Source organism: Burkholderia sp. Ac-20353 (assembly GCF_017104785.1).
In the GTDB taxonomy this organism is placed as follows: Bacteria; Pseudomonadota; Gammaproteobacteria; order Burkholderiales; family Burkholderiaceae; genus Burkholderia.
This window is the reverse complement of record NZ_JAAGPL010000329.1, coordinates 1-5,879: the sequence shown is the minus strand read 5'-3', so window position 1 is coordinate 5,879 and position 5,879 is coordinate 1. Positions and strand designations below refer to the sequence as shown.

At 60.2% G+C, this 5,879-nt stretch carries 3 protein-coding genes; 2 read left to right on the top strand and 1 reads right to left on the bottom strand.

All coding sequences use genetic code 11. The features are described from left to right. The first annotated feature begins 1,240 nt into the window (after nucleotides 1-1,240). Nucleotides 1,241-2,791 (top strand): hypothetical protein, encoded by a 1,551-nt coding sequence (locus G3N94_RS39265; protein WP_205799579.1) that lies wholly within the window; start codon nucleotides 1,241-1,243, stop codon nucleotides 2,789-2,791. 547 nt (nucleotides 2,792-3,338) lie between these two features. After that, complete coding sequence (locus G3N94_RS39260; RefSeq protein WP_205799578.1) at nucleotides 3,339-4,379, top strand: hypothetical protein; 1,041 nt, start codon at nucleotides 3,339-3,341, stop codon at nucleotides 4,377-4,379. Nucleotides 4,380-4,897: 518 nt separating this feature from the next. On the opposite strand, the gene G3N94_RS39255 is transcribed toward G3N94_RS39260, so the two are convergent. Beyond that, a partial coding sequence (locus tag G3N94_RS39255; RefSeq protein WP_346778773.1) for a tyrosine-type recombinase/integrase occupies nucleotides 4,898-5,879 on the bottom strand: 982 nt, incomplete at its 5' end.

Here is a 5,879-nt window from a genome sequence, read left to right as displayed (position 1 = left end):
GATGAAACGGCTGGCCATCGGCGCTTTGCGCCGAATCCAAAAGTTGCCCGCGCTGGTGAAATCCTTCTTTCGCCAACCCGAATGCCAATACGCGGCTATGTGACATTTCTTTCGGAAATCTTAGTAATGTCCAATGCGCCCCGACTGCGCTATGGAAATTCCTAAGCTGCGCATCCAGCTGATGGCTGCTTCGTAGTCTCTATGTATGCTGTCGTACGTGTCTGTCAAGATCGGCATGATGGGAGGGATGTCGGCAGCCCGGTAACATCGGGATTGTACTGTTGTGCATGCCGATACCAAAATGTCGGCCAACGCCGACTTACTTCCATCGTGCGTCCGGCTGATTGCGAAGCTGACGGGCCGTTGAAATGACGGTTCTCTGGGATACGCGAACGGCAACTTTTGGCCGAACTCGAAAGTTCGGCGTTGGGTGCCGGTCGTACACCGCAGCATCAGCCGCCAACTTCCGTATCCGATCCACTGCTGCCGCTCGAAGCGGCTTCGCCTCTACGGCAGGGTCCAAGGTTGAACGGTCGCTCGATTGTCATGTCGGTCTTGAGCGCAAACATCTGAGATTGGCCGGCAAACGGTGGTTTCACACGCAGGCGGTGCAGCATATGCGTCACGCCGTCAAGCGCTTCGATCAGGATCGAAGCGCGGCCCCCCACTATGCACAAATAGCGCTCTCTTGCACTACGCGTTTTGTCTCATGGCGACGAAGCAGCCAGACTATTTGTCAAGCTCGCGGCCAGTGGTACTTGGTGAGTTAAGGTTGGTTGAATTCAATCCAGTCGCATCTTGTTTGGTGAAGTATTCGGAGTGGTGCGGTACCCGTATATACCGCGTATCGAGCGCGCCGTATAGCACCAATTTGTCGCGCGGATCAACGGTCGTGGTCCTCCCATACAGATCCGCGCATTGCCAGGTATTGCGCAATCCAGCGTGCCACTTGAGGTTCCCTCAGTTTTTTCTTCGAATTTGGGCGCTGTGTGGGCGTTGGCCCCGAAATGCGGTCAAAACGCAGCGCCCGAGCAAGCTCGCCCCGAGAGGGCTTGCTGCTATTGGGGCGCTCGCCCGCGCATCCTCCGCCCAGCGCACCTTTATTTTCTTCGCGAGCGCCACCTGCACGCGATTCCGCGTGTTGCAACGGCTAATTTCCGACTGACAGACGAAGGCCATCGAGGTCGGCCGCGAAACTGCCACTTGGACGAGGGCGTGCGTCGAAGTCGTTCGGATATAATTGCTGCGCTCCAAGAAAACCACAGCACAGACAACGCCGCCACCCGTCATGAACGCGCAACAGTCTCAGGACCTCTACAGCTTTTTGGGATTTACAAGCAACCCGTTCGAATCAAACACTGCGGAACGCGAACCGGAAATTGCCAGCTACGCTGTCAGGCCGCCCTATCTTGATAGGACGCGGCAAGCGTCACTCGTTGGTCACGGCATCTTCGTGCTTGATGGCGCGCGCGGAAGCGGCAAGAGTGCCACGCGTCTGACCGTGGCGAAGTCGATCTGGCAGGAAGCTAATCCACGCCCACTCGTTGTCGCATTGACGAACTTTAATGTGTTTCGTCCCTACGTCAAAGCGGGGCTGACGCTCGATCTGTTCGCCACGCAAATCGCTTTCCTCGCATTCGAGACAATCCTGTCTTGGCTTTCGTCGCTGCCTGAAGCCGACGCGGACGCGCGCATCGCGGCGATCGATGGCCCGGGTAAGAAGCTCATTGACCGGTTCGCCAGTAACTTCTTCCTCAACCGCGCGGACAACGCTCGATCGACGACAGCTCAAGAGACATACGACCTGCTTAACGTTTCGCTACCGGCCAAGGCCGCGTTGTGGGCCGAAAAGAGGTGGGACCAAGTATCGACAGTGATCGCAACTTTGGCTGCAAAGCTCGGGAAAAAGTATGCGGACTTTGATATCGGCGATCCCAACTCCTACGCGTCGCTACTGAAAAAGCAGCAGAGCGACGGCTTCGCCGATCCGAACTATGTGTTCGCTCGGACGGTTGAAGTTGCGCGCCTGTTCGGCTTCTCCGGCATCCTTGTGCAGATTGACAAGATCGATGAAACCGACTGGACAACTACCAGCGTTCCGGCAGCAGCCGATCTTATCTTTCCGATCTTGGCCAACATTGGTCTGCATGAGATCGACGGCCTGACGTGGTCGTTGTTCGTCTGGGACAAAGTGACGAAGCACCTGATTGCGACGTATCGCGGTCAACTCCGCTTTGACAAGATCCAGCGCGGCTCCATTTCGTGGGAATCGGATTATCTGGAAAGCCTCATTCAAAAGCGGCTTGAGCACTTCTCCGGCGGTGTAATCAGCAAGCTCGATCAGATTAGCGTTGAGGGGACTGATACGTCGGCAGTCATCAGCGAACTTATTCGCCTGACCGGAAACTCGCCGCGTGAACTTATCACCGCCCTCGATGCCGTCGTGTCCGAGCACGCTCAGCGCAACCAAGCCACTCATAAACGCCTTGACGCAGATGCATTCCAACGCGGCATGGATGCGTATGCCGTCCGCTCTCTCACTGACAGCGGCTTGATCGACGAGGCACGGCAGATTGCCAAGATGGGCGTTGAACGGTTCATCACAAAGGACGTTCAATCCCTTCTGCGCCAAAGCGCTCAAAGCGCGCGGGCGCGGATCGAGAAGTGGGCCTACGAATTGCAATTGGTCGAGTTTGCGGGGACTCGCCAAACGACGACAACGGGGCGACCTGTTGATGAATTTGCAATCTGCGATGCACGAGCGCAGCGCGTATTGCAACGCAATTTGTAATTCCCCGAAGATTCACAGATAGCCCTGCGGTTCCTGCAAGAGTCGCTGCTCGTCTCCCCCATCCGAAGCACGCGTCCATTCGACGCTGACTTCAAGGGGATGGCGGATTGCGCTAGCGGCGTCGCGGCTCGGCACGGACATGGTCGCGTGCCACATGCTAGCGTACAGCAACAACGGTTGCCGGACGCCCGTGAGCCGACATCAAATGGGGCGAATGACCGAAACACAACGAGTTTCAGCCATATGTCACCGTCGAGCGAGCGTCGCTTCCACGGCCAGTTGCACACATTGACGTAGGCGTCGTGAAAGCTGCCGCCGAGGATTTCAACGTCCGGTCCGCGGAAGACGCGTCGGACTGGTGCAATCGGCCAGGGGCGGAAGTATCCTGTCCGTCGGTTTCCCAGCGACACATGCCGGACATGGCGTGCCACAGTCTGGTACCCTGCTCGCGGCTCGCCGCATACGGTTGGGTTCTTTAGCCGAAAGGATTGTATTAATGACAGCTGGCGTGTTCCTAGTGAGTTCAGACGGAAAGGATCTGACGGAGATGAAGCAGGCCGACTATCTCTCCGAGGCGGAACTGCAGCGGCTCATTGCCTCCCATCCCTGCTTGCTGGGAAGTTGCACCGCCGAAGATTGGGAGACACCACGACCGCTGCTTTTAATCAAGCAGGAAATGGGCGTGCCGGCTGCTGCAGATGGCAGCGAGCGCTGGTCGATGGATCATTTCTACATCGACTCAGCATGCGTGCCCACTCTGGTGGAGGTTAAGCGCAGTAAGGACCAGCGAATCCGTCGGGAAGTCGTTGGCCAGATGCTTGATTACGCTGCCAACGCTGTCGTGTACTGGGGTGTCGATCAGATTAAGGCGCGCTTCGAAAAACAATGGGGTTACCGCGCCGCGCAGGAGTTGGAGACATTTCTGGTTGCGGCAGATCTATCCCCAGACGACTTCTGGCGTCGGGTGGAGGAAAACCTGACCAAACGCAACATTCGCATGGTGTTCGTGGCCGACGAACTGCCTGCGGAGCTGAAGCGGATCATCGAGTTTCTGAACGAGGAGATGCAGGGAGCCGAAGTCCTGGGGCTGGAACTGCGGCACTTCACTGACGGAAAGCTCAAAGTTCTTGCGCCCTCTCTGGTGGGGCGGACCAGTCGTGCCGAAGCGGTGAAGGGCGGCAGCCAGGAGCGTAAGTACCCTACTCTAGATGCGGCCGTCGAGGAGTTCCGAAAGCTCACTGACGACAACATCCGCGTGTCCCGCGGCAACGCCCACTACCGGCAGATCCGGCTGGCCCCAGGGGTTGACGCAGGACTGCACTACGAATTCCTCTACAGCGCGCGCCGCGGCGCCATCACTTGCGAGTTCCACGTCGAGAACGGCCGCAAGCCGAAGATGACGGAGGCGATGAACGACGTGGCCCAACGCGTGCGAGATGTGGGTGGGGTGCCCCTTGTCTTCGATCAGAGCCGCGGTAACGGCCTATTGAGGGTCGTGCCGAAGAACCAAGATGCGAAGCTGATTGCGCAGACGATGCTCAAGCTGATCCAGGTCACCCAGGAGCCTCTGAGCCAGGCGGCGGCCTAGATAAGTTGGAGGCTTACCCGCCGAAATCCACGATGAGGGGAGGTCGGTTCATAAATAGGTGCCCCGCGAACTTCAGCATCGCGGGCGACCTCTCCACCGGGTGACATCCGCTTCGTGGCGGGAGTGTGAGTTCGCTGATGCGGGAAGCTGCCGTCCCGCTGCTCGACGTCGCCATCGTCAGCAATGTGCCACATTGCTGACGTAGAACCCTGCTCGCCTCAATGTCGGCATTGGCTCATCTTTGACGATTTGATGGCCGATTACGTATGCGGATTCAACCCGTCGATGCAACGACCGGTTGAATCCGCAGAGCTAAGCCGACGTCTAGATATCCGACGACGACCCATGGGAACGGCGGTTCGAGGCCGGTGACCGTCTTTCGACAACGCCAAAATCGTCCCCGAGTCGATAAACAAGCGTCTGCATGAGGCACGCCTCAACTTGGCGTCAGACCGACGACTTGCACTGCGTCAGAATACGGTCGGTTTCGCCGTAATCCGTTGCTTGACGGCACCCCGCTAGTACGCGACCTTGAAGGTCGGCGAGTCCTCGGGGCGGCTCCGGCGCCGGTCATAGAGGCGGGTGGTGGCGATGCTCGCGTGACCGAGCCATGCCTGCACCTTCGCGATGTCGGCCTCGTGTTCGAGCGCGTTGGTGGCCGCCGTCGCACGCAGGCCGTGCAAGCCGAGTCCCTCGACCGCGATCTTCGCCCGCGCCGCATACGCGCACACGACCTTGTAGATGCCGTCGGGTGTGATCGCTTCGCCGGCGGGCTGGCCACGGCGGCGCTTCGCCGGCTGGAACAACGGCGCGGTCGGCGTGCCGCCACGGCCGGCCGCTTCCAGATACGCGTGAATCCGTTCGGCGGTAGCCGGATGTAGCGGCAGGTCACGGATCTTGTTCCCTTTGCCGTGCACGCGCAGGTGCAGCACGCCGCGGCGCGCGTGCACGTCGCGCACCAACAGCCGGCAGACCTCCTCGCGGCGCAGGCCGTGATACAGCAGCACCGACAGCAGCGCGCGATCGCGCCGGCCTTTCAGCGTGGTGGCATCGGGTGCGTCGAGCAGCGCGCGCGCCTGATGGTCGCCGAGCGCCGGCGTCTTGCCCTCGTGGCTATCGAGCTTCGGGCGCTTCGCGCCCTTCACCGGATTGGTGTCGACCGCGTGCTGCTCGCACAGGTAGTCGAACATCGACGACAGCGCGGCCAGCTTGCGGCGGATCGTGGCGCCGGTGAGCGCGCGGCCCTCGAGCGTGGCACGCCACGCGAGCACGTGCGCGCGCGTGACCGTGCGGAATTCCTCGGGCCGCACAATGCCGGTGAAGGCCATGAACTCGTGCAGGTCGGCGCGGTACGCGCGCCGCGTGTGCGGGTTGTCGAGTTGGGCGAACCACTCGGCTTCGGGCGGCACCGCCGCGAGGCCGTGGAACTGCGCGGCGGTCAGGCGGCGCTCGGCGTCGGGCGGGGCGGGCAGCGAGGGCGTCGGCGGCAGCATGGTGGGC

Bases quoted from the DNA above. Each gene is read 5' to 3' on its own strand.
- G3N94_RS39260 (WP_205799578.1), top strand. From the start codon at position 3,339: ATGAAGCAGGCCGACTATCTCTCCGAGGCGGAACTGCAGCGGCTCATT.